The sequence below is a fragment of the Cognatiyoonia sediminum genome, assembly GCF_900129845.1.
GTDB classification, from domain to species: Bacteria; Pseudomonadota; Alphaproteobacteria; order Rhodobacterales; family Rhodobacteraceae; genus Cognatiyoonia; species Cognatiyoonia sediminum.
This window is the reverse complement of record NZ_FQXB01000002.1, coordinates 385,403-409,418: the sequence shown is the minus strand read 5'-3', so window position 1 is coordinate 409,418 and position 24,016 is coordinate 385,403. Positions and strand designations below refer to the sequence as shown.

At 56.7% G+C, this 24,016-nt stretch carries 24 protein-coding genes; 16 read left to right on the top strand and 8 right to left on the bottom strand.

Features of this window, described 5'->3' with window-relative positions; genetic code table 11:
• The first annotated feature begins 124 nt into the window (after positions 1-124).
• From BUA85_RS10360 to dxs, 6 genes are all read left to right on the top strand, one after another.
• Complete coding sequence (locus BUA85_RS10360; protein WP_110559085.1) at positions 125-631, top strand: MarR family winged helix-turn-helix transcriptional regulator; 507 nt, start codon at positions 125-127, stop codon at positions 629-631.
• On the top strand, positions 628-1,329 hold the full coding sequence (locus tag BUA85_RS10355; RefSeq protein WP_072900847.1) for a response regulator: 702 nt from the start codon (positions 628-630) through the stop codon (positions 1,327-1,329). The genes BUA85_RS10360 and BUA85_RS10355 overlap by 4 nt, the downstream gene beginning before the upstream one ends.
• Positions 1,330-1,442: 113 nt before the next feature.
• Positions 1,443-2,369 carry a histone deacetylase family protein gene (locus BUA85_RS10350; protein ID WP_072900846.1) on the top strand — a complete coding sequence of 309 codons (927 nt, stop codon included), beginning with the start codon at positions 1,443-1,445 and terminating at the stop codon, positions 2,367-2,369.
• The gene (locus tag BUA85_RS10345) at positions 2,366-2,605 is read left to right on the top strand and encodes an exodeoxyribonuclease VII small subunit (RefSeq protein ID WP_072900845.1); all 240 of its coding nucleotides are present in this window, start codon (positions 2,366-2,368) and stop codon (positions 2,603-2,605) included. Before BUA85_RS10350 ends, BUA85_RS10345 begins: the two co-directional genes overlap by 4 nt.
• Positions 2,598-3,467: a polyprenyl synthetase family protein gene (locus BUA85_RS10340; protein ID WP_072900844.1), complete on the top strand. Its 870-nt coding sequence runs from the start codon at positions 2,598-2,600 to the stop codon at positions 3,465-3,467. Before BUA85_RS10345 ends, BUA85_RS10340 begins: the two co-directional genes overlap by 8 nt.
• An 11-nt stretch (positions 3,468-3,478) precedes the next feature.
• Positions 3,479-5,389 (top strand): 1-deoxy-D-xylulose-5-phosphate synthase, encoded by a 1,911-nt coding sequence (gene dxs, locus BUA85_RS10335; RefSeq protein WP_072900843.1) that lies wholly within the window; start codon positions 3,479-3,481, stop codon positions 5,387-5,389.
• Between the two features lie 30 nt (positions 5,390-5,419).
• On the opposite strand, the gene BUA85_RS10330 is transcribed toward dxs, so the two are convergent.
• Together BUA85_RS10330 and BUA85_RS10320 are read right to left on the bottom strand one after the other, a co-directional pair.
• Positions 5,420-5,965 (bottom strand): hypothetical protein, encoded by a 546-nt coding sequence (locus BUA85_RS10330; protein WP_072900842.1) that lies wholly within the window; start codon positions 5,963-5,965, stop codon positions 5,420-5,422.
• Positions 5,966-6,289: 324 nt separating this feature from the next.
• Positions 6,290-7,033 (bottom strand): ion transporter, encoded by a 744-nt coding sequence (locus tag BUA85_RS10320; protein WP_242649044.1) that lies wholly within the window; start codon positions 7,031-7,033, stop codon positions 6,290-6,292.
• Between the two features lie 157 nt (positions 7,034-7,190).
• Between BUA85_RS10320 and BUA85_RS10315 the strand changes: the two genes are divergently transcribed.
• On the top strand, positions 7,191-7,847 hold the full coding sequence (locus BUA85_RS10315; RefSeq protein ID WP_072900909.1) for an androgen-induced gene 1 family protein: 657 nt from the start codon (positions 7,191-7,193) through the stop codon (positions 7,845-7,847).
• On the opposite strand, the gene BUA85_RS10310 is transcribed toward BUA85_RS10315, so the two are convergent.
• On the bottom strand, positions 7,813-8,673 hold the full coding sequence (locus BUA85_RS10310) for an SDR family oxidoreductase (protein ID WP_072900839.1): 861 nt from the start codon (positions 8,671-8,673) through the stop codon (positions 7,813-7,815). The genes BUA85_RS10315 and BUA85_RS10310 overlap by 35 nt on opposite strands.
• A 57-nt stretch (positions 8,674-8,730) precedes the next feature.
• Here BUA85_RS10310 and BUA85_RS10305 point away from each other — a divergent pair, with 57 nt between their 5' ends.
• Positions 8,731-9,354: a class I SAM-dependent DNA methyltransferase gene (locus BUA85_RS10305; RefSeq protein WP_072900838.1), complete on the top strand. Its 624-nt coding sequence runs from the start codon at positions 8,731-8,733 to the stop codon at positions 9,352-9,354.
• Positions 9,355-9,566: 212 nt separating this feature from the next.
• On the opposite strand, the gene BUA85_RS10300 is transcribed toward BUA85_RS10305, so the two are convergent.
• Positions 9,567-10,538 (bottom strand): sterol desaturase family protein, encoded by a 972-nt coding sequence (locus BUA85_RS10300; RefSeq protein ID WP_072900837.1) that lies wholly within the window; start codon positions 10,536-10,538, stop codon positions 9,567-9,569.
• Positions 10,528-11,280 carry a class II aldolase and adducin N-terminal domain-containing protein gene (locus tag BUA85_RS10295; RefSeq protein ID WP_072900836.1) on the bottom strand — a complete coding sequence of 251 codons (753 nt, stop codon included), beginning with the start codon at positions 11,278-11,280 and terminating at the stop codon, positions 10,528-10,530. The genes BUA85_RS10300 and BUA85_RS10295 overlap by 11 nt, the downstream gene beginning before the upstream one ends.
• 153 nt (positions 11,281-11,433) lie before the next feature.
• Here BUA85_RS10295 and BUA85_RS10290 point away from each other — a divergent pair, with 153 nt between their 5' ends.
• Complete coding sequence (locus tag BUA85_RS10290) at positions 11,434-12,345, top strand: Gfo/Idh/MocA family protein (RefSeq protein ID WP_072900835.1); 912 nt, start codon at positions 11,434-11,436, stop codon at positions 12,343-12,345.
• Here the strand turns inward: BUA85_RS10290 and BUA85_RS10285 are convergent.
• Positions 12,342-13,073 carry a hypothetical protein gene (locus BUA85_RS10285; RefSeq protein ID WP_072900834.1) on the bottom strand — a complete coding sequence of 244 codons (732 nt, stop codon included), beginning with the start codon at positions 13,071-13,073 and terminating at the stop codon, positions 12,342-12,344. The genes BUA85_RS10290 and BUA85_RS10285 overlap by 4 nt on opposite strands.
• Before the next feature lie 131 nt (positions 13,074-13,204).
• Here BUA85_RS10285 and BUA85_RS10280 point away from each other — a divergent pair, with 131 nt between their 5' ends.
• From BUA85_RS10280 to BUA85_RS10260, 5 genes are all read left to right on the top strand, one after another.
• Entirely contained in the window at positions 13,205-15,214 is a 2,010-nt protein-coding gene (locus BUA85_RS10280; protein ID WP_072900833.1) for a hydantoinase/oxoprolinase N-terminal domain-containing protein, read from the top strand.
• A gap of 75 nt (positions 15,215-15,289) precedes the next feature.
• Positions 15,290-15,898, top strand: a complete 609-nt coding sequence (locus BUA85_RS10275) for a CDP-alcohol phosphatidyltransferase family protein (protein ID WP_072900832.1) — start codon at positions 15,290-15,292, stop codon at positions 15,896-15,898.
• Between the two features lie 12 nt (positions 15,899-15,910).
• Complete coding sequence (locus BUA85_RS10270) at positions 15,911-17,110, top strand: ABC transporter substrate-binding protein (protein WP_072900831.1); 1,200 nt, start codon at positions 15,911-15,913, stop codon at positions 17,108-17,110.
• A 41-nt stretch (positions 17,111-17,151) separates the two neighbouring features.
• Positions 17,152-18,846, top strand: a complete 1,695-nt coding sequence (locus BUA85_RS10265; protein WP_072900830.1) for an ABC transporter permease — start codon at positions 17,152-17,154, stop codon at positions 18,844-18,846.
• Positions 18,839-19,498, top strand: coding sequence for an ATP-binding cassette domain-containing protein (locus BUA85_RS10260; RefSeq protein WP_072900829.1), 660 nt, complete (start codon positions 18,839-18,841; stop codon positions 19,496-19,498). Before BUA85_RS10265 ends, BUA85_RS10260 begins: the two co-directional genes overlap by 8 nt.
• On the opposite strand, the gene crtC is transcribed toward BUA85_RS10260, so the two are convergent.
• Both crtC and crtD read right to left on the bottom strand, forming a co-directional pair.
• On the bottom strand, positions 19,458-20,342 hold the full coding sequence (crtC, locus tag BUA85_RS10255) for a carotenoid 1,2-hydratase (RefSeq protein ID WP_072900908.1): 885 nt from the start codon (positions 20,340-20,342) through the stop codon (positions 19,458-19,460). The two genes, BUA85_RS10260 and crtC, sit on opposite strands and share 41 nt — an antisense overlap.
• Positions 20,288-21,847: a 1-hydroxycarotenoid 3,4-desaturase CrtD gene (crtD, locus tag BUA85_RS10250; protein WP_072900828.1), complete on the bottom strand. Its 1,560-nt coding sequence runs from the start codon at positions 21,845-21,847 to the stop codon at positions 20,288-20,290. The genes crtC and crtD overlap by 55 nt, the downstream gene beginning before the upstream one ends.
• 104 nt (positions 21,848-21,951) lie before the next feature.
• Between crtD and BUA85_RS10245 the strand changes: the two genes are divergently transcribed.
• Complete coding sequence (locus tag BUA85_RS10245) at positions 21,952-22,833, top strand: polyprenyl synthetase family protein (protein WP_072900827.1); 882 nt, start codon at positions 21,952-21,954, stop codon at positions 22,831-22,833.
• The gene (locus tag BUA85_RS10240; RefSeq protein ID WP_072900826.1) at positions 22,833-23,963 is read left to right on the top strand and encodes a methyltransferase; all 1,131 of its coding nucleotides are present in this window, start codon (positions 22,833-22,835) and stop codon (positions 23,961-23,963) included. The genes BUA85_RS10245 and BUA85_RS10240 overlap by 1 nt, the downstream gene beginning before the upstream one ends.
• The last annotated feature ends 53 nt before the right edge of the window (positions 23,964-24,016 follow it).

Below are 24,016 nucleotides of genomic sequence, written 5' to 3'. Positions count from 1 at the left end.
TTGTTGCGATATTGGGTCCGTATCGGACATAAAATTTCGCAAAACGTGAGAATCATTACTCATTTGATCTTGGAATGTCAACAACACTGACATATTCTGTTTCAAAGACCAGGGAGGCATGACGATGGGTCAACCCAATCAGTCGCAGACGGGCCAAAGCCTGCTGTTTCTGACCGACGAGCAGTTGCGTGTCGGGATTGAGGCGATGTTTTTCGCCTATCGTGGCTTTACCGCTGACCCTGACCGCATTCTGGCCGAAAAGGGCTATGGGCGGGCACATCACAGGGCGATCCACTTTATTCATCGCAGTCCTGGGACGACGGTGAATAACCTCTTGGCGATCCTCGGCGTGACCAAACAATCGCTCAATCGTGTGTTGCGCACCTTGATCGAAGACGGTTTGGTATCGAATACTGTTGGACAGAAGGACCGTCGTGAGCGACATTTGCATCTGACCGAGGCGGGTGAAACGCTGGAACGGACGTTGTCAGATGCGCAGAGGGCGCGGATGCGGGCGGCGTTTCGATCGGCCGGGCCCGAGGCCGTTGCGGGATTTCGGACCGTGCTGGAGGCCATGATGGATGAGGATATGCGTCGGAATTATGCGACGTTGAAGGAAGGAACAGAATGAACTCTGAAGACGCACATCTGTTGATTGTTGATGATGACGAGCGCATTCGTGGGCTTTTGCAAAAGTTCCTTGTGCGCAATGGGTTCTTGGTGAGCAGTGCGCGGGATGCGGCCCATGCGCGGCGGATCTTGAGCGGGTTGGAGTTCGATCTGATCGTCTTGGACGTGATGATGCCTGGTGAGGATGGGATGTCTTTGTGCCGCGATCTGCGCAGTAAGATTGAGACGCCAATCCTGTTGCTAACTGCTAAGGGCGAGACGGATGATCGGATCAATGGGTTGGAGTCCGGGGCGGATGACTACCTTGCCAAGCCGTTTGAGCCGAAGGAGTTGCTGCTGAGGATCAATGCGATTTTGCGGCGGGTTCCGGCGGCAGAACCGACGACTGTGGCTCCTACAGTGTTGAACCTTGGTGATATTCGCTATGACATTGCGCGCGGCGAGATGTGGCAGGGTGAAAGCCTTGTGCGGTTGACCGCAACTGAGAGCCAGTTGATGCGGATCTTTTCTTCCGCTCCGGGTGAGGCGATGACACGCGCGCGTTTGGTGGAAGAACTGAGCCGGTCCGGGGGTCAGACGCAGGAACGAGCGGTAGATGTTCAGATCACCCGTTTGCGCCGGAAGATTGAGGCTGATCCGAAACAGCCACGGTATTTGCAGACGGTGCGTGGCGCGGGATACATGCTCGCCCCCGACTAGGGCAGCGGAGCGTGGCCTTGCCGGCCACGCACGATATTTTTTTGCCTCCGGCGGAGGTATTTTCGCTCAAAAGAGTCATTGTGTTTCTGGCCTCAATCGGGCTTTTTGGGGCTATGAGCACACTTCTGATTACCCACCCTGATTGTTATGACCATGTGACGCCGCCGGGCCATCCTGAGCAGGTGGCGCGGCTGGATGCTGTTTTGGGGTCTTTGGCTCCGCTTGAGTTAGAGACTGCTAAGGCGCCAATGGCGGCGGATGATGATTTGTTGCGGGTCCATACGGTGGATCATGTGGCGGCGATTAAGGAAGCTACCCCTTCGGAGGGGTGGCGGTCTTTGGATGCGGATACGCATATGTCGGCAGGATCATTGGCGGCGGCCTATCGTGCCGCTGGCGGGGCTGTTCGCGCGGTTGATGCGGTTTTGTCGGGCGAGGCGGGCAATGCCTTTGTCGCAATGCGCCCCCCTGGACACCATGCAGAGCAAGAGACGCCGATGGGGTTTTGTTTCTTTGGCAATGTGGCGATTGGGGCGAAACATGCGCTGGATCATCATGGGCTGAAGCGCCTCGCGATTGTCGATTTTGATGTGCATCATGGGAATGGCACGCAGGCCTTGGTGGAGGATGATGCGCGCATTTTGTTTTGTTCGTCGCATCAGTCGCCGTTGTGGCCGGGGACCGGGGCCACGCATGAGACCGGACCGCATGATACGATTTTGAATGTTCCCTTGCCGGGGGGCTGTGGCTCGGTTGAGTTTCGGGCTGCGATGGAGCGGGATGTGCTGCCGCGGGTTGATGCGTTTGCGCCAGAGTTGCTGATGATCTCAGCCGGGTTTGATGCGCATCGGGCGGATCCTTTGGCAGGGCTCAATCTGGTTGAGGATGATTTCAAGTGGATCACAGAGAAGCTTTGCGATCTGGCTGATGAGCATTGTCAGGGGCGTGTGGTATCTGCGCTTGAAGGTGGTTATGATCTGGAGGCCTTGGGCGCTTCGGCCCTTGCCCATGTCAGCGTATTGAAGGAGCGCAGCAAATGAGCGACGTGAATGTGGATGAGCTGAGTTTCGAGGACGCGATGCGCGAGTTGGAGAGCGTTGTCGGTCAGTTGGAGCGCGGCGATGTGGCGTTGGACGACTCGATCGCGTTGTACGAACGTGGGGCGGCGTTAAAGGCGCGTTGTGAGGCGAAGCTGAAGGAAGCGGAAGAGAAGGTTGCGAAGATCACTTTGGATGGGTCAGGGCAGCCGGTTGGGACTGCGCCGTTGGATGAGTGATTTTCAGGACGCTTTGGCGCGCTCAAATTTCTTGGTTCAACACGAAATGGAAACGCTGCTTTACTCACCGCTGAGTGAACAATTGACTGCGGCAATGCGATATTCGGTTGCTGGGGGTAAGGGGTTGCGTGGCTTTCTGGTTATGGAGTCATCTAGATTGCATGGCGTTTCTGAAGGTCGCTCACTAAGAGCTGCTCTAGGCGTAGAGTGTTTGCACGCATACTCGTTGGTCCATGATGATTTGCCTTGCATGGACGATGATGATCTTCGCAGGGGACAACCCACCGTGCACGTAAAATGGGATCAGGCAACTGCAGTTTTGGCGGGCGATGCTTTGCAAGCAGATGCGTTTAAGTTTGTTTCTGAGACTGGCGGTTCGGTTCAAGTTTTGCGTCGACTAATTGCAACATTCTCCTTTGCTGCTGGTGCAAGAGGAATGGTTGGCGGACAAGCCGCAGATATAGCCGCTGAGATGAGTGGCGGACGGTTGACACTTGATGAGATCACATCGCTCCAAAACGCGAAGACGGGTGCTCTTTTGACATGGTCATGCATTGCGGGACCGATTTTAGCGGAAGCTGATGAAAAGAGTATGAAGACTTATGGCGATGCTTTGGGTCTGGCCTTCCAAATCGCCGATGACATTCTCGACGTCGAAGGCGACGCTGCCGAGGTCGGCAAGGCGACGCAGAAGGATGAGGCAGCCGGAAAGGCGACATTTGTTTCGCTTTTGGGGCTGGATGAGGCCAAACGTCGCGCTCAGGCACTTGTGGATGAGGCCTGTGAGGCACTAAGTCCCTATGGGAATGATGCGCAAACTCTGCGCGAAGCGGCCCAATTTGTTGTGAGCCGCTCAAAGTAAAAGGCAGGCCTATGGACCGACCGATCACACCCTTGCTGGATACCATCGCGGCACCGTCTGATTTGAAGGTGTTGTCAGTTGCGCAGCTGTCGCAGTTGGCGGATGAGGTGCGGGCGGAGACGATCTCGGCGGTGTCTGTCACCGGCGGGCATTTGGGCGCCGGGCTTGGCGTGGTTGAGATGACCGTCGCTTTGCATGCGGTTTTTGATACGCCCAAGGATAAGATCATTTGGGACGTGTCGCATCAGTGTTACCCGCATAAGATCCTGACAGGTCGGCGAGATCGCATTCGGACCTTGCGGCAGAAGGATGGGTTGAGTGGGTTCACCAAGCGGTCTGAGTCTGAGTACGATCCGTTTGGGGCGGCGCATTCATCGACCTCGATTTCGGCGGCTTTGGGTTTTTCGGTTGCCCGCGATTTGGGCGGCGAAGGTGGCGATGCGATTGCCGTCATTGGCGACGGGGCATTGAGCGCGGGCATGGCCTATGAGGCGATGAACAATGCGGGGCATCTGAAAAAGCGCCTGATCGTGATCCTGAATGACAATGAAATGTCGATTGCACCGCCGGTGGGCGCGATGTCGTCTTATCTGTCGCAGCTTTACGCGGGTGAGCCGTTTCAGGAATTGAAGGCGGCGGCGAAAGGGGCGGTGTCGCTTTTGCCAGAACCGTTCCGTGAAGGGGCGAAGCGGGCCAAGGATATGGTCAAGCATATGACCGTTGGCGGGACGTTGTTTGAGCAGTTGGGCTTTAGCTATCTTGGGCCGATTGACGGGCACGATATGGATCAGCTGTTGGCGGTGCTGCGTACTGTCAAACAACGCGCGACGGGGCCGATCTTGATCCACGCGATCACGAAGAAGGGCAAGGGCTATGCGCCGGCAGAGGCTGCGCGGGATCGTGGGCATGGCGTTGGAAAGTTCGACGTTGTGACCGGCGAGCAGAAGAAAGCACCGTCCAATGCGCCATCTTATACGTCCGTCTTCGCCGACACGCTGGTGAAGATGGCGGCGGAGGACAGCAAGATTTGTGCCGTTACGGCTGCAATGCCGGATGGCACGGGGCTGAACAAATTTATGGAACGCTATGCCTCTCGTTGTTTTGACGTTGGTATTGCAGAACAGCACGCGGTGACGTTTGCGGCGGCTTTGGCGGCGGGTGGGATGAAACCGTTTTGCGCGCTCTATTCGACGTTCCTGCAACGCGGCTACGATCAGGTGGTGCATGATGTGGCGATCCAGCGATTGCCCGTGCGCTTTGCCATCGACCGCGCTGGGCTGGTGGGGGCCGATGGGTCGACACATGCGGGTGCGTTTGATGTGTGCTTTATGACCAACCTGCCCGGCATGGTGATGATGGCCGCAGCCGATGAGGCGGAACTGGTGCGCATGGTTGCGACGGCGGCGGCCTATGAAGACGGGCCGAGCGCGTTCCGTTTCCCACGTGGCGAAGGTGTCGGCGAGGATATTCCTGAGGACGCGGAGCCATTGGAAATCGGCAGAGGCCGGATGATCCGAGAGGGGTCCGGTGTGGCGATCCTATCGTTCGGGACACGGCTGCAAGAGGTTGAAGCAGCGTGTGAGTCTTTGGCAGCGAAAGGTGTGACCCCGACGGTGGCCGATGCGCGGTTTGCAAAACCCTTGGACCGCGATTTGATCCTTCGGTTGGCGGCGGATCATGAGGCGTTGATCACTGTGGAAGAGGGTGCCGTCGGTGGGTTTGGCAGCCATGTCGCGCAGTTGCTGAGCGATGAAGGCGTGTTTGATCACGGGTTGAAATTCCGGTCGATGGTGCTGCCGGATACGTTCATCGACCAAGCCAGCCCGCGCGATATGTACGCGGTGGCGGGGCTGAACGCTGAGGACATCGAAGCGAAGGTGCTTGAGGTATTGGGCGTGGATGTGCTGGGGAAGCGGGCTTAGGAAGCAAGCTCGACGACATACATCGTCGCTTTACTGGTCGGTTGGGCGAATAGTCAAACGTGCCCGATCCCAAACTCGACAACGATCTACTCCATTGCATTCTAAAGGAATTTCGCCATTTTGAGCTCTCTTAACTTTAATTGGCTGGCCAAAGTGTATTCGATAACGAGCTCCATCATGTTCCAGAATCCCGCCACGACGATTTTGGTTATCGAAGCTAAAATTTCGTGTCGTGTCTAGTTCCAGCGAAGTGCCAAGGTCTTCTAACGCAAGATCAATTGACTCAGGATTAATGAGGATTCCACTAACTTCGCATCTCGAATCATATTCGACACCACCACCACCGAGCCCGCTCCAATGAACTACGGTTGTTCCGATAGTGGCACTTAGTTCTCCGTCGTCATCTGAATAGATCCAATTTCCGAGGGCTGGATCTTGTTCCTCGTAAGTAATGTCCTTCAGCCCAGCTCGTTCAAAAGTCGTTCTGACTGCTTGAACATCCGGATACTGAGCGAGACATGTGTTGTTAAACAGGGTAACCAATTTCGAGGCTGGGATTGTTCCAGTTGGTGCCATGAGCGGAGTGAAAGTGTCGGAGCAGGAAGCGACAGTGGCAACTACGGCGAATGATAACAGTCTTCTCAAAACAAAGGCCTTTGTTCGAAAGTATGGCTGTTATCATTACTTAATAAGGTGCCTCTTGCAAAGCACCATACAGGACCAACTCCTGCCCGTGGGATGGTGTTCCAATTTTTAAGCGACAGCACTTAATGGCTACCAAGCACGTTCCACAGAACTTCTGTCAGCGACGGCAACCAAAACACCAGCCCGCCGGGACGGGCAGGTGTTGGTCCGGCGCCTTCGGCTTGATTCCAGACCGTTCTGCGCGTCGAAAATCTGTTAGCCGCGCTCCTCCAACCGCTTCTCAATCGCCTCCAGCTTCGCCATGACCTCATCGCGGTACGCATCCGTCGCCGCGTTATCCTCTTCCGAATGAGCGTCTTGCATCGAGTTCACGATCAAACCGACGAGTAGGTTCACCACCGCGAAGGTCGTGACCATGATGAAGGGGACGAAGAAGGCCCAAGCGTAGGGGTGAACCTCCATCACAGGGCGCACGATGCCCATGGACCAGCTTTCCAGCGTCATAATCTGGAACAGAGAATAAGCCGACTGACCCAAGTCTCCGAACCATTGTGGGAAGTCGGGGCCGAAGAGTTTCGTGGCAATCACAGCACCAATGTAAAAGATGATCGCCATCAACAGAAAGACCGAGCCCATACCGGGCAGCGCGGTGATGAACCCTTCGACCACGCGGCGTAGCGATGGGGCGGCGGACATCACGCGCATCACGCGCAAGATGCGCAAGGCACGGAGGACGGAGAAGCCTTCGCTTGCGGGCACCAGAGCGATACCCACGATGATAAAGTCAAAGATGTTCCAGCCGTTTTTGAAGAATGCGAGTCGGTGTGCGTAGAGTTTCAAAAGGATTTCCACAACGAAAATCCAAAGGCAGATTTGATCGACAATCGTCAGGATGCCCCCGAACCGCGCCATCACCGCCGGAGAGGTTTCCAACCCCAAAATGATCGCGTTGAAGACAATGACGCCGATGATCGTGTTGCGCGCCAATGCGCTGTCCATGAACTCTGCTACTTGTGCGCGCACGGTCTGCCTCATCCCTATGGTTGCTTGTCTTCCATATGCGAAGACCTAGCCTACAACGCAAGCGTTGATCTGACGTTAGGTTATGCTGGTGCGGGATCACGCCATCGCAGAAGGTCTGCGAAGGGAGAGACGCATGACATCAAAACCAGTTCTAATCTACCGTTGGATCGTGTTCCTTTTGGCGGGGTTCTTTTGCATCCGAACGCTGTTTCTGTCGGACTTCAGTGAATTCGGCGGCCCGTTTCGGTATCTGACGATTTGGGCCTTGTTCCTGTCCTTCTTTGCGGCCAGCCGCATGATGGCTTTGATGGAAGGACGCAGCGAGAAACGGTGGGATGGCTTTGTCGCCATGACCTCGGTGATCAATGCGATGGTTGTGTTTCTCTATTGGCGCTTGTTCCTCGCGGACCCGATGTCCGTGACCCGAGATGGTGAGTTGGGGGAGTTCTACCTTGAGCTTTATCTTCACGGTTTGGGGCCATTGTTGCAGTGGATCGATGCCATCTTTATCCACAAATCATTCCGCAAAATTCCAGCGGCGATTGCTTGGTTGGCAGGCGTGATTACGCTTTATCTGACGTGGGGCGAAACCTTGGTCAGTTGGAACAACGACAAACCAGAAGGGTCCGTGACATCTGGCATTCCCTATCCGTTCCTGAACAACATGGAATTGTCGGACAGATTGATCTTTTATGGGGCCAACATGGTGATTGCATTGGTGTTACTGATGATCTTTGCAGGCATCGCTTGGTTGGTCAGGCGGAGGTCTCCTGCGCCAGTAGCGCCCTAAGGCCAGTGCGATAGTCAGGGTATTTCAAGGTAACGCCTAGCTCGTTCTTGATCTTATCGTTCCGCACTTTCTTGCTTTCGGCGTAGAAGCTGCGTGCCATGGGCGAGAGATCTGCGTCTTCGAAGTTCACGGCTTCTGGGATGGGTACCCCGAGCAGTTCTGCCGCGTATCCGATGACGTCTTGCGGTGGGGCGGGATCGTCGTCGCACAGGTTATAGGCCGCGCCCGGATTGGGCTGCGTGATTGAAGCGGCGAGGACCTGCGCAATGTCCTCGACATGGATGCGGCTGAAGATTTGGCCTTCCTTGATGATCCGACGGGCCGTGCCGTTGCGCACCTTGGAAAACGGGCCACGTCCCGGACCGTAGATACCAGCAAGGCGGAAGATATGCAGCGGCAGGTTCGGGATCGCACCCCATTCCCCTTCGGCCATGACGCGAAGTTGTCCGCGTTTCGTGGCTGGCGTCAGCGGGCTGTTTTCATCAACCCAACCGCCATAATGATCGCCATATACGCCCGTGGTCGACAAATAGCCGACCCACTCGAACTGATCGGCGCGTTTGGTGATTTCGTCGCGCAATTGTGCCAGCACGGGATCACCCGCTTCTGTCGGTGCGGGAGAGATCAATAGATGCGTCGCCGCGTTCAGTGCAGGCGTCATATCTGCACCGGGCCAAAGGCGCGGTTCGACACCGGCCTCCATAAATGTCGAGAGCTTGTCCTCAGAGCGTGAGGTGCCAATGATCCGCCACACCTGTGGTTCGAGAATGCGGGCGAGGGCTGCGGCGGAATAGCCGTGGCCGAATGAAAGCAGTGTCTTATCCATGGAGCCCTTCGTGCCGCAGAGATTGCGAAGTCGCAAGTCTGTGGTACCATTTTCGCTATGAGCGACGAACCAGATCTGAAATCGGCCTATGCGCTGACCTCAAATGCGCAAGTTGAAGCGCTCTATGAGGAATGGGCGCAGAGCTATGACACAGGCTTTGGCCAAGCGCAGGGCTATCAATCGCCGCGTGAGGTGGCGCTGGGTTTCATCGGACTAGGCGGAAAGGGGCCGGTGTTGGATGTGGGCGCGGGCACCGGATTGGTGGCCGAATTCCTCGCAAGGGCTCAGATCGGGCCGATTGATGCCGTCGATCTATCGGCTGGGATGCTGGATGTCGCGCGGTCCAAAGGGGTATATCGCGATTTGATTGTCGCGGATGTCACGCAACCGATTGATACGCCGAACAGGTATCAAGGTGTGGTCAGCGCAGGCACGTTTACCCACGGCCATGTTGGTCCGGAGGGTTTGGTGCCGTTGTTGGACATTGCAGAGACCGGAGCAGTCTTTGCCCTTTCAGTGAATAGACAGCACTACGAGAACCTCGGCTTTGCTCAAGCAATTGATGATCTGTCGGACAAGATCACTGATGTTAAGCTGCGCGATTTCCGGATTTACGACGACCGCGCGGATGAGGATCATCGCGACGATCTTGCAGCGCTTCTGTCCTTTCGGAAACGCTAGGCTGGGGAGCCTAAGCTCAGTCCATTGCGTTTCGCCTCCGGATCGCCTGCGATCCGGTTCGCGCCCGACCCCACCCCCCCAGGGCGGGCGCGAAATAGCGAGACAAGCAAGGGTTTGAACCTTTGGCTCTTTGCAGTGAATTCGGAGCAAGTTTCAAGCCGCCCTTGGGATCGGGCGCGAACCTACCGTTGCGAATTTCGCTCTCGCAAACGCTAGGAATACATCCGTTTTTTCCGCGCACGCGTCTCCGCCGTGCCTTCGGCAGTTCCGTCATGAAACGTTCCAAACCAGCGATCCCAAGGCATCTCTTGATTGCCGTAGTTGCACTCAAAATACCTGTGGTGGAGCGTGTGATAAAACGTCCCCAGCGCCAGCTTGCGTTTGTCTTTGACCAACAAATCTTCATAGCCGGTGTGAGTCATCGCGGCCCCCGGCCCTTGGTAAATCACGTGGTAGATCACGTGTATTGGATGGCTGGCGACGATCCAGTGGATGCACAAGGTCGAGAGATAGAGCAGATGCTCCACCGGATGCATCGAAAAGCCGGACCATGGGCCGATGTTGATGTTGCGATGATGCAGCGCGTGAAACCGCGTGTACATGAACGGCACATGTAGAAACCGATGCACCCAATAGAAATGAAATGCCGACCAGATTGGCAGCAGAATTATGGCCAACACGAACCAAATCGGATTTGACGCGAATGTAATTGTCGGCGCGTAGCCGTTCGCCATCAGCCAATAGGTCACGATTTGAAAGGCCGACAGTTGGGGAACGCCGCTCGCCAAGGTCCAGAACATGTTATCTTTAACCTGATCTGAAAATTTGAAGTTGCGATTGTTGCGCGTTTGATCGCGGTGGTCGAATTTCAGATCCTTGCCTTGACCGCGCTTGATGTAAAAATACCAATGCAGGCCTCCAGCGACGGCGATCACCAAGATGTAGTTGGCGATGAGGATTTGTAGCATCCAGCCTGGTGCGAAACTCTGCGCTGAGGCGAGGCTGGGGTAAAGCGTGTAGTAGGCTGCCACCGCAAGGATCAGCATCAGAACCCGTTCTGAGAGGGTTAACCAGTTCCGCGCGAACCAACCGGAGAGGAACTTTGCATCCGTCGGGCGCGAAAAGATCGACGGGTCTTGGAGCGGCAGATCGGGATGATAGTTCCAGTCCTTATTAGTGGGCATAGTCGGACCCTTCTTCGTCCAAGATGGCCCGAAGCTCTGCCAAGTGACGCTGGTCTTGTTCTGGGTATTCCTCCAACTCTCGTGCGGTTTTTTCGGCGATGTCGTCGGGGATCACACGCAGCGGTTGGCCGGTTTGTAGGGCGCGAATATAGGTCTCGCAGGCGCGTTCAAAGTAATAGAGCCGGTTGAAGGTTTCCGCGATGGTTTCGCCGATGATCAGAATGCCGTGGTTGCCCATGATCATCACGCGTTTCTTTGGATCGGTGAACAGGGTCGCGCAGCGTTCGCCCTCTTCTTCGAATGCCAATCCGCCGTAGTCTTCATCGATCACGTAGCGATTGAAGAAGGTGCAGCAGTTTTGGTCAATCGGTGGCAGGCGGCTGTCTTTCAGGCTGGTCAAAACGGTTGCGTGGATCGAGTGCACGTGCATCGCGCACCGCGCGTGCGGCACAAGGCGGTGAATGCCACCATGCAGGCCCCATGCGGTTGGGTCCGGCGCGTCAGGCTCTTTCAGAGTGTCGGGATCATTGGCGTCGACCGTGATCAGATCGCTGGCTTTGATGCGGGAGAAATGCATCTGGTTGGGGTTCATCAAGAACTGCGTCCCATCATTGTTGATTGCAAAGCTAAAGTGGTTTGCGACGCCTTCGTGCAGGTTCATCCTTGCGGTCCAGCGAAAGGCAGCGGCCAAATCAGTGCGCTCGGCGTAGTGGGTCATGTTGTGATGTGCGATGGTGTTCATTCTGACCTCCCTCGATTTAGGAAAGCGTGCTGGGGTTGCGGGGGCAACTCAATGCCAAACCAACCAAAGCTATTCGAAAAGCGACATGTTTTTTGGATTTGCAGGTGAGTTCTGGTCGGAGTATGGCCGGTTCAAGCGAAGAAGGAGCCTCCGATGACTGCCCCGATATGTCTTGTTGGAATTGGGAAGATCGCCAAGGATCAGCATGTGCCAGCGATTGCCGGAAGTGCGGATTGGGACTTGGCCGCAACGGTCAGCAGGGCTGGAACGGTCAATGGGGTTCCGGCCTATCAGGATTTTGCTCAGATGTTGGTAGAGCGGCCCGAGATTGAAGTGATCTCACTGTGTTTGCCGCCGGTGCCGCGGTTTGACTATGCGAAAGCGGCCATTTCAGCGGGCCGGCATGTGATGCTCGAAAAACCGCCCGGGGCTACGATTGCCGAGGTGCAGGAATTGCAGCGGCTGGCGGGGGAGGCAGGCGTTTGCTTGTTTGCAACTTGGCACAGTCGGATGGCCTGCGGTGTGGCTGCAGCGAAGGATTGGCTGGCTGGTCGCAACGTTTTAGGTGCTCAGATCGTCTGGAAAGAAGATGTGCGCCGTTGGCATCCGGGACAAGAATGGGTGTTTGAACCGGGTGGCATGGGGGTTTTCGATCCGGGGATCAATGCTTTGTCGATCTTGACCGAAATCCTTCCTGAAGCGGTTTTCTTGCGTTCGGCAGAGCTTGAGTTCCCCGAAAACCGTCAGACCCCGATAGCTGCCAAACTGAAGTTTTCAGGCAATGTGAGTGCTGATTTGGATTGGCGGCAAGAGGGGCCGCAGACGTGGCAGATCAAAGTGCAAACTGCGGATGGAGACGTGATTTTGGATGCTGGTGGCAGCCTGTTGTCCATTGGTGGCGAAGCGATCGACGTGGGCGAAAACAGGGAATATCCAGCGCTCTATGATCGGATGGCCGAACTTGTGCAGTCAGGCCAGTCGGATGTCGATCTTGCGCCGATGATCCATGTTTCCGACGCGCTTACCTTGGGGCGCCGAACCATCGTGGAGCCTTTTCACTTCTAAATTGCGTTCGCGTTTTTGTAGTCGTCGATAAATCGCTGCGCAGCATCTCGTAGGGCCATTTCAGCAGTGAAATTCGTGTTCGTAAAATTCTGCGCGACGCTCATGCTCCACGTCGTGGTTTCCAGCTTGATCGATGGGTCGCGCACGAGGACCACCTCTTCCTTAAGGGACAACGACGCCCGAAAGGGAAAGATGCAGCCTGCATTATCCCGTGTCAGCGAAAGACTGACGGACATGCGCGCCGCCCCTGGTAAAAGCAAAGCCTCCTCTTCAGTCAAGACGGGGATTCCAGCGGTCGTCAGCATGTCAGTGAAATAGGAGGCAAAAACCTCAGGCAATCCGTCGCCGGCGACGCGCGCGGCATCGAAGTAAATGCCCGGCAATCCGCGTAAGGCATCCTCTTTTCCCTGAACCTCCAACATTTGAAGGCGGGGGACAATGTCCATCAAGGGAAAGTCGGCAGGCATCGATGCCGCAGGCAGATCGGGGATGTCCTCAACATCTGACAGTTGCGCGATCACGTCCAAGAATGCAGTGGTTTCCTCGGGGTCCAAAGCCATAAGGTTACGCAGCTCTTGAGTTGAGGCATCGATGCAATCAACCAACGACGGGCATCCCGCCGGGAAGACATTGGTTTGTACCAAAAGCCAGTTTTCGCTGCGGCCCGGACCCGCAGACGCAATTATGACTGCACAGCACGTAAAGACGTATTTGAAGAAGCCTGCCATGCAAAACCACTAACGCTAAAAACTTAAAGCTCCGTAAGCGACGGTCATTGATCTTTCGATGTCGGTTTCTTAGCGGTTTTCCGCGGCCTCAGCACTAGTCTTTGGTCTAGCAATTCTGAACAGGATCAGTGATGGCTTACCTTTTGGGCGTGGATACCGGCGGCACTTATACGGACGCTGTTGTCATTGATGATGCGACGCAAGCCGTCATTGCTAAAGGCAAAGCACTGACCTCGCGGCCTGATCTTTCGATTGGGGTAAGTGGCGCGATTGATGCAGCTCTAGCGGAGGCGCAAATTCCCGCGAACCAAGTGAGTTTGGTGTCTCTCTCAACCACCTTGGCAACGAATGCGTTGGTTGAAGGCCAAGGCGGGCGTGTGGCGTTGATCTTTATCGGGTTTGATGATGCAGAATTCGAACGAAACGGATTGAAAGACGCACTTGGCGGAGATCCGTTGATCACGCTTGCGGGCGGTCACAACCATGCGGGAAGCGAACAGGCGCCACTCGATTTGGGCAAATTGCGATCAGAGGTGGCGGAATTGCCCGAGGGCATAACCGGCTTTGCGGTTGCGTCCCACTTTGCGACGCGCAACCCCGCGCATGAGGAAAGCGTGCGGGAAGTGTTGCGCGAGGTGACTGGCCTTCCAGTCACGTGTTCGCATGAATTGTCGTCCGCGCTGGGCGGGCCAAAACGCGCGCTGACGGCGGTTTTGAATGCGCGGTTGATTGGTATGATCGATAGGCTGATCAAAGCCTGCGAAGCGCATTTAAATGCCGTTGGGATTACGGCTCGGTTGATGGTTGTGCGGGGCGATGGTGCGTTGATTTCGGCGGAACTTGCGCGGCGGAAACCGATTGAAACGATCCTCAGCGGTCCGGCGGCTTCTATTGAGGGAGCACGCTGGTTGACGGATGAAACCACGGCTTTGGTCAGTGACATCGGTGGGACGACGACTGATGTGTGCTTGCTGCGCGATGGTCGACCGCAGATTGACCCGCAAGGCGCACGAGTTGGTCCATATCGCACCATGGTCGAAGCGGTCGCGATGCGTACGTTTGGCTTGGGCGGTGACAGCGAAGTGCATGTCGATGCGGGATTGAAGATCGGTTTACGGCTTGGGCCAAGGCGGATCATGCCGATTTCATTGTTGGCGACACAAGCGCCGGAACTGGTGCATGGAGTTTATGACCGCGGTCTGGCAAGCGATCTGCCGATGATTGATGGCGGGCGCTTTGTGATCCCGCTTTGGTCGGATACCGCGCCCGATGGCTTGGACAAGCGTGAAGCTGCGATTGCAGAGCGTTTGCGGTCCGGTCCGATCCGATTGGGGGAGGCGGTGACCTCTCGGATCGAAGGGCCAGCGCTGGGTCGGCTTGTCACGCGTGGATTGGTGATAGAGGCGGGTGTGACGCCCGCTGATGCAGCTCATATGTTGGGGCTTTCGGACAGTTGGGATCGGGATGCGGCCCATAAAGCGCTCACCTTATTCGCGCGGCAACGGACCGGCGGTGGCGATAAGCTGGCGGAAACGCCTGAGGCCTTGGCCCGGATGATCATAGATCAGGTGACGCATCAAACCACGGATTGCATCTTGCAAAGTGCCTTTTCCGAAGATGGGCGGGATTTTGAGTTGCCTGCGGCGGAGCTGGCGCGTCATCCGCTGACGATGGCTGGACTGGATGCGCATTCGGACATTGTGAACACGCAGGTTTCGCTTGCAGTGCCAGTGATCGGATTAGGGGCGTCGGCGAAGTCTTACTATGGCGCTGTTGGAGACAGGCTGGGCACGACCATGAAAGTGCCGGATCATGCTGATGTGGCCAATGCGATTGGAGCCGTTGTCGGTCATGTGACGATGCAGGCCAAAGGAACCGTCACGGGTGCTGGTCTGGGGCGGGTGGCGGCGCATCTTCTTTCAGGTCCACAAAATTTTGTCGAAGCAGACGAGGCCCTTGCCGCGCTTGAAGAGGAGTTGCGCGCGAGTGTTGCCAAAGATGCCGCGGCCTCTGGCGTTGATGACCCTCAATTCAGCGTCTCCGTCGATAAGAAATCAGCAGAGATCGAGAACGCCGAAATGTTCATCAGTGCAGATATGACAGTTCTTGCGCGCGGCCGACCGCGAATTGCAACAGAGTAGTCACGATCTCGTCAGGGTGATTGCGTCAAAGCATACCGATCTGTCACAACGCCTCCGGAACAAGGACGCCGCTACATGCTAGATCGCTATGCGCGACAATTGATTGATACGCCGCTGAACGCCATTGGACGCCAGATCGCGTCGATGGGCGGAACGGCAAACGGTGTCACATTGGCTGGCTTGGCGCTTGGTCTTGTTGCCGCGGCGCTTATCGCGTTTGGCGCGACCGGTTGGGGTCTCGTGTTTCTCCTCTTGAGCCGTATAGCTGATGGCTTGGATGGCGCCGTTGCGCGCGCGACGGAAAAGACAGATTTTGGCGGCTATCTCGACATTGCCTGCGACTTCTTATTCTACGGTGCGATCCCTTTCGCCTTTGTTGTAATGGACCCAAGCGCCAATGCGATTGCGGGCGCATTCTTGCTGTTGTCCTTCTATTTCAACGGCTCCAGCTTTCTTGGCTTTGCAATCCTCGCTGAAAAACACGACATCGAAACAACGGCGCAAGGACAAAAGTCGCTTTATTATTCCAACGGGCTATTGGAAGGTACGGAAACCATCGGGTTTTTCGTCCTGCTTTGCCTTTTCCCCTTATACTTCGCACCGCTAGCGTGGATCTTCGGCACGCTTTGCTTTGCGACAGCAATCTTGCGCATCTACGGGGCGCAGAAGACTTTCACTGACTAAGGACCACTCACTATGAAACACCTCGCAATTTTGGCTGCCCTGTTGGCCCCACTTCCTGCGCTGGCAGATACCGATCCTGCGGATTGGGCCGCTGTGACTGAGAAGGCAGATGGCCAGACGGTCTATTGGAATGCTTGGGGTGGGTCGACCACAACCAATGACTTTATTGCTTGGGTCGGATCGCGTGTCGCCGAGGATTACGGTGTGACGCTTGAGCATGTGAAACTCTCTGCGACGTCCGATGCGGTGACGCGAGTTGTGGCCGAAAAAGACGCCGGCGAAAACGACGACGGCGCGATCGATATGATCTGGATCAATGGCGCGAACTTTAGCGCGATGAAAGAGGCTGATCTGCTCTTTGGACCATTCGCAGAGCAATTGCCCAACTGGCAGTTTGTAGATGTCGAAGGGAAGACGGTTCAAACCGATTTTACCGTTCCTGTTGAAGGGTACGAAAGCCCATGGGCCATGGCGCAAGTGGTGTTTATCCACGACACGGCCGATATGCCGGATCGCTTGGGGGATATGGCGGCGCTGCAAGATTGGGCTGCTGCAAACCCTGGTCGGTTCACATACCCACAGCCGCCTGACTTCTTGGGCACAACGTTCCTGAAGCAGGTTTTGGTCGACATTCTGCCCGATGCGTCTGTTTTGGCGGCGCCTGTGTCCGACGACAGCTATGACGAAGTTACCGCGCCGCTTTGGGCGTATTTAGATGAACTCACGCCAAACCTATGGCGTCAGGGGCGCGCGTATCCGACAACGGGTAACGCTCAGTTCCAGCTGATCTCAGATGGCGAAGTTGATCTGGCGATTTCTTTTAGCCCGGGTTCGGCGTCCACCGCGATTGCTAATAATGAATTGCCGCCAACTGTGCGCACATTTGTTTTGGATAAAGGCACCATCGGCAACGCGTCCTTCGTCGCGATCCCGTATAACTCTGGCTCAAAAGAAGGCGCGATGGTTGTGGCCAACTTCCTGATGTCGCCAGAGGCGCAAGCCCGCGCGCAAGATCCTGAGGTGCTTGGCTACGGTACGGTATTGAACATGGCAGCGCTGTCTGATGAAGATCGCGCTGTGTTCGATAGTCTTGAGCTGGGCATCGCCACGCTGTCACCTGCCGAATTGGGGACTGCTCAGGCCGAGCCACACCCAAGCTGGATGACCCGCATCGCGGATGATTGGGTCGAACGCTATGGCGTTGCTGAATAAGAACTCATCACCCCCGCCTCTGCGCGGGGGGGCTTCTTTCGATGACCAAGCACAGATTCTTACCCGCTTTGCCGCTCCTGACCGTGCTGGTCATGCTCGGGCCGGTTTTGGCCGGATTGTGGGGAACGGTTTTGCCCGCGTTTGGTCACTTTCCAGTCGCGGGGCTGACGGGGCCGAACTTGAGCGGGTTTCAATCGCTTCTCGATTGGCCGGGGTTGCCGCGTAGTGTTCTGCTATCAGTCTTTACAGGCTTTGCCTCCACACTGATTGCCCTGAGCATTGTGATGCTGGTCACAGCCGGATGGTCGGGCACCAAAGCCTTTCAAACCTTAGAGCGGTTGCTATCGCCGCTCTTGTCCGTGCCGCATGCTGCCGCTGCCTTCGGGTTGGCGTTTCTGATCGCCCCATCGGGTTGGCTGTCTCGACTGTTCTCGCCGTGGCTCACCGGATGGGACAGGCCGCCGGACCTCTTGATCGTGAACGATCAATGGGGTCTCGCAATGACGACAGGGTTGGTCGTGAAAGAGGTGCCGTTTCTCTTGCTCATGACGCTTGCCGCCTTGGGGCAGGCGGAGGCAGCGCGATCCCGCACCATCGCCTCAGCCTTAGGGTATGGGCGCGTGACGGGTTGGTTGAAAACCGTTTTTCCGCGCGTTTATGCTCAAATCCGACTGCCGGTCTACGTCGTCTTGGCCTATGCGATGTCAGTCGTAGATGTCGCTGTGATCCTTGGCCCGAACACACCAAGCACCCTTTCCGTTCAGATTGTCCGCTGGATGGCGGACCCTGATTTGGCTTTGCGGGTGCAAGCGGCATCTGCGGCCTTGCTGCAATTGAGTTTGGTCATAGGGGCCTTGGTGATTTGGCGCGTGGGGGAGCGGGCCATTGGGTGGCTCGGAATGATGTGGATCGCAAAGGGCAATCGAGGTGCACTGGATACCGTGGCGGCAGGCATTTCGCTTGCGCTGGCAACAGCCGCCGCCCTTGCGATCTTTCTTGGATTACTCGTCCTGCTGGTGTGGTCCTTCGCGGGGTTTTGGGGGTTTCCGGACGCTTTGCCTCAAAGTTTCACTTTCAAAAACTGGATGCGGCACAGTGAAGGTGTTTTGGAAGCCGTGGGCGAGACAGCCGCCATCGCCGTCCCTGTCACACTCGCGGCTTTGATCCTGACGATTGGGTGTTTGGAAGCGGAATATCGCTATGGGTTGAGGCTCTCTAATCGAGGAATTTGGCTGCTCTACTTACCCTTGCTCTTGCCGCAGACGGCGTTTCTTCCAGGTCTTCAAACCTTCATGTTAACTATCGGCGTCGATGTCGGGCGCGTGCCAGTGATGGCCACGCATTTGGTGTTTGTTTTGCCCTATGTCTTTCTATCACTGGCAGACCCATTCAGAGCTTGGGACACGCGGATCGGCACCATCGCCTCTGCGCTGCGGGCAAGCCCCGACGGTGTGTTGTGGCGCGTGCGGGTGCCAATGTTATTGCGCCCCATCCTGACAGCCGCCGCGGTGGGGCTTGCAGTTTCAGTAGGGCAATATTTGGCGACGCTTCTGATCGGTGGCGGGCGCGTTCAAACCCTAACCACCGAAGCGGTTGCTTTATCGTCAGGCGGAGACCGCCGCGCGATTGGGGTTTACGGGTTGATGCAGACAAGTGCCGCACTACTGCCATTTGCGCTCGCCTTGTTGATCCCCGCGCTGGCATGGCGGAACCGAAGAGGGTTGAGACATGCATGATGGTTTAGAACTGAAAGACGTGACCATTCGGAAGGGCGGCAATGTCCTTTTGTCGCTCTCACGCAAAATCGAACCAGGTGAAGTGCTATCGATCATGGGGCCGTCAGGCATCGGGAAATCGACACTGTTGTCATTCATCACGGGTACGCTTGCGCCTGCCTTTGAGGGAGAGGGTCGCATTGTGTTGGACGGCAACGACATCACGGAAGTGCGCCCAGACAAGCGGCGGGTCGGGATTTTGTTTCAGGACGATCTGCTGTTCCCGCATTTATCGGTTGGTGCAAACCTCGCCTTTGGTCTGGCATCCGGTGGCAGCAAGGCGGAGCGGACGGCAAAGATCGAAGAAGCACTGGCCGAGGTGGGTCTTGAAGGCTACGCCAATCGCGATCCGGCGACGCTTTCTGGCGGACAAAAAGCGCGGGTGGCTTTGATGCGGATGTTGCTATCCGAACCCTGTGCTTTGCTTCTGGATGAAGCGTTTTCGCGGCTGGATGCGGATCGCCGAGCGCAGGTGCGGTCGCTGGTCTTTGCGCGCGCGATGGACCGGAACCTGCCGGTCTTGATGGTTACGCACGACGCCGAAGATGCGAAAGCCGCCGGCGGTGAGGTGATCACGTTGGGAACCTCCACCCCGACCGGCGAGGCACCCTGACCGCCAGCATTGGTTTTAGAAAGGGTGATGCAAAGCGACGGAGGTCGAGCGCTTCGTGAATGCCTGTCACCTCTTCCCCGTTCAGCTGCGTATTGACGGCCGATCTCGAATAGAACGGAGCGTCGAGCATATTGAGGTGCTGATGTGGCATCGCCCCTTTGTCAGCGCGCGTTTCGCGTCGCACTTGCCAAAGCGAGTTCTTGAAACGGGTCAGCGGTGGCGCGTCGACATGCTCAGCCGCGCCATCGGGATTGAACTGGATCGCGGTTTCGAAAGTCGATCCATCGCGGCGGGTGACATCGTAAAACGCCGTTGCCCCTGCGCTGTGTGGGAAACAGCCCCAAGTCCAATAGTTGAAATCCTGCTCTAAGGCGCGTGTGCCAAAGTTGGCGTCGAAATACCCGTGGCCATCCCATTGCCAACCGTCCGCTTCCAAATCGACTTGAATATCCGACAGCGGGGCGAAGGGGCGCCAAACGTGCGTCCCGTCATTTGCCAATGGTAGTTCAACCTCGGTCAGCGCTTTGGGGGTGATCGTGATGCGCCCGCGCACGCGGCTGATGATCGGAGGGCTGCTGATCTCATCAATATCAATAATCAGTTTTTCACCGTCCCAATGTAGCTTGCTCGGACCAACCTCAAAGGTATCGGCGCTGGTTCGCAGCGCGCTCCGCCCGCGATCGGTCATCGTGAACCGCCCGCCTTTGCCATAGGTGCCGACGTTGATGCAGCAATGGTTGGCCGGATCTTTCCGACCCGTCCACGCATACCAAGGAGAGAAAACAGACCCTATGAACGCGATGACAGAGATGGCTTTGGTGCCGCAGTGGCTGAGCCCGTCGATATACCACCATGCGTAGCCGTTTGAGGGGACGTCGAGATCGAAGAAAGGTCGTTTAAGATCGCGTCGACCGCGTGCTTGGCGGAGAGTGTGGCCATCGGTATCCCCGCCCCCGGATGCGCCCCGCCCCCGCAGAGGTACAGCCCCGGCACCTTCGTCTTGGCTTGCGGGCGCTTCATTCCGGCGGTCAGCCCATGCGGGCTCCGCCCGTAGAGTGACCCGAGGCTCTGCGGGAAAAGCCGGTTGAATTCCGCCGGTGTCGTCAGCGTGTCCGGCCCCGGCCTTCGGTCGAAAAACAGTCCGAACGTGCGGAACCGGTCGAAGATCTGCGTCTGACATGTGTCTTTCTCCTTGCCTGGGTCGGTGCCAACAGGGGGGCCGTTCATGATTATTTCAAAGCGCTGTTCCGCATCGGCGGCGACGGTGCCGTGGTCTTGCGCACAGAGGTATAGCGTCGCGTCGGTTGGGCGTTCGCCTTTGGCCAGGGGGCTGAACTCCGCATTAGTGACGCTGCTGAAGAATACATTGTGGTGGCTCAGCTCGGCACCGCTGGGAGCTGCGCTGAAGGCGTGGACGTAAGCCGATAGGCTGCGCGGTTCGACTGCGTCCGGCGTGACAGCGGCTTGCGCCGATGGCCCTAAAGCCCCTTCGATCAGGGCGCGCGGATCACCGTTGAACACCACAAGATCGGCGTTGGTCTTCCCACCTGCGGTCTCAATGCCAGTCACCCGTCCGTTCTGCTGCACAACCCGTTTCACGGGCGTGCCAAAATGAAACTGGGCACCACGATCCTGTGCGAGTTTCATCATGTTCTGGGCCAAAGCGTTCATACCGTCTTTGAGTGTCCATACACCCCGCGCCTCCGCGTTCCAAATTAAACTCAGTAGCGCTGGCGACTGCAGAGGCGATCCGCCGACATAGGTGGCGTAGCGGCCAAAGAGTTGCTGAAGATGCGGAGATTTGAAGCTGCCCTTCAACAGACCAGCGAGGCTCAGGTGCGGCGCCATATCGAAGGCAAGGCCCGGTTTAGCGGCGACGGTTTTGACCATACCCAGCGTATCAGGCGCGGCCTTTTGCATCATCGGAAGGTCAAAAGCATCGAACAAGCGCTTTGCTCTTTGATCGAATTTTAGGAAACGATTTGCCTCTTCTGCTCCGAACACTTGCGCGATGGTGTCGTGGTTCTCTCTTGGATCGATGGTCAGGTCCAGAACGGTCCCGTCCTCCCAAAAATGGCGGGCGAGAACGTGCAGGGGTGATGGGTTGAGGTGTTGGTGGAAATCCTCGCCAACATCGGCGTAGAGGCGTTCAAACACATGGATAAGCGTCAAAACTGTTGGTCCGGCGTCCACTGGCCCCGCACTCGACGGTAAGGTTCGCATCTTGCCCCCGGGGCTATCGTGTATGTCAAAAACATCGACCTGCGCCCCCAAATGAGACAACCGCAAAGCGGCCGCCAATCCTCCGATGCCAGCCCCAATCACAGCAATGCGTTGGTTTGAAATCACGCCTACCTCCCGACGGGAGTGTTGACTCGAACCATAAATATGTCCAGTTTCATTTACACATATGATGTAACTTAGTAAATACATCGAGGTTTCGGAGAAGCATCATGCGCATGGCAGACCGGATTGAAACCGCTGTTTCAAACGCGATTTACAAGGGTCAAGGCGGAATGGCACCGGCGCGATTGGCCGCGTCGCTGGACTATGCCGTCAACCCCGGTGGTGCGCGGATCAGGCCGACGATTTTGATGTCGGTGGCGATGGCTTGTGGTGAGGACAAGCCAGAGCTGACAGATGCCGCAGCTTCCGCGCTCGAGGTTATCCATTGCGCCAGCCTCGTGCATGATGACTTGCCGTGCTTTGATGATGCGGATGTGCGGCGTGGGAAGCCTTCGCTGCACAAAGCGTTTTCGGAACCGCTGGCCGTTCTTGCGGGTGACAGCCTGATCGTAATGGGGTTCCAGATTCTGACCAAGGCTGCCGTGCATGATCCAGAGCGCGCCGTTGCCTTGATCGACATACTATCGAACCGCACTGGAATGCCCAATGGCATCTGCGCAGGCCAAGGATGGGAAAGCGAGACGGAGATTGATCTTTCAGCCTACCACCAATCGAAAACGGGTGCTTTGTTCATCGCGGCCACACAAATGGGTGCGGCGGCAGCAGGGCAGGAAGCCGAGCCGTGGGAAGAGCTTGGGTCTCGCATCGGCGAGGCGTTTCAAGTCGCCGATGACCTGCGCGATGCGCTTTGCGATGAACAGATGCTGGGCAAGCCTGCCGGACAGGATGACTTGCACGGGCGGCCCAATGCGGTTGCGACCTATGGCGTCAGAGGGGCGGTTGCTCGTTTTGACGACATACTCGCCGGCGCAATTGCGTCCATTCCCGCTTGTCCGGGTGAAGCGGCTCTAGCGCAGATGGTGCGGGCCTATGCCGATAAATTGGTTCCAGCTGATGCGCGGGAAAGCTTGTCCGTTCCGGGCGAATAATGTCTGACATCGGGCTAAACCAACCAACCGCCCCGAGCCGGAAGCGGTTTTCGTTTAATAGACTATTTGCCTCGCCTACGTTCCAACGCCGTATGGCGCGATTGCCTTTGATAAAAGGCGTTGTGCGCCGTGAGGGCGAAGAAATGTTCGATATTGTTGCAGGCTTTTGCCACGCGCAAATCCTGCAAGCTTTGATCAAGTTGGACATCTTGGATGATCTGTTGGACGGGCCTCAATCACTGGACAGCTTAAGCGTACGGCATAGCGTGCCGATAGAACGAATGCGCATCCTGCTGGACGCCTCGGTGTCATTGAACCTGCTGAAATCAAAGCGCGGCGGCTATGCCCTGACGCGCCGGGGTGCAGCACTCAGTGGCGTTCCGGGGCTGAAGGGGATGATCGCGCATCATGACGTGCTCTATCGCGATCTCGCTGATCCGGTGGCCTTCTTCCGAGGGGAGACAGAGACGGAACTCGCGCAGTTCTGGCCGTATGTGTTAGGTGCGGGCGCGGCAGAGGACCCGGCAGCGGCTGCGACCTATTCAAAGCTTATGGCCGACAGTCAGGCTTTGGTGGCTGAAGACACGCTGTCTTTGGTCAATCTTGACCGAACAGAGCACCTTATGGACGTCGGCGGCGGCACGGGCGCGTTTCTTGGCCATGTGGCGCAGGCCTACCCAAATCTTCAACTGACTCTGTTCGATCTGCCCGCGGTGGTCCCGGAGGCCAGACAACAGTTTGCGGACTTGGGGGTCAGTCAGCGAACTAAAATTGTGCCCGGGTCTTTTAGGGATGATCTTTTGCCGGAAGGCGCGGACACGATCAGCCTCCTCAGGGTGCTATATGATCACGCGGATGATACGGTTCTGGCCCTTCTTCGATCCGTCTACGACGCCCTTCCAACCGGCGGCCAGATCCTGATTTCGGAACCGATGACAGGTGGCGCGCAGCCGCATCGGGCTGGCAATGCCTATTTCGCGATTTATTGCCTCGCGATGCAAACCGGACGCGCCAGATCGGCAGCGGAAATCAGCGATCTGTTGCGGCAGGCTGGTTTCGCCAACATTGGCAAGCCGATGACACGCCGGCCCTTCGTCACGACGGCGATCACAGCTGTAAAGTCAAACTGACACATTTTTCGTATCAAAAGATTGACACACAAAAGTGTCTAGCTAAACTGACA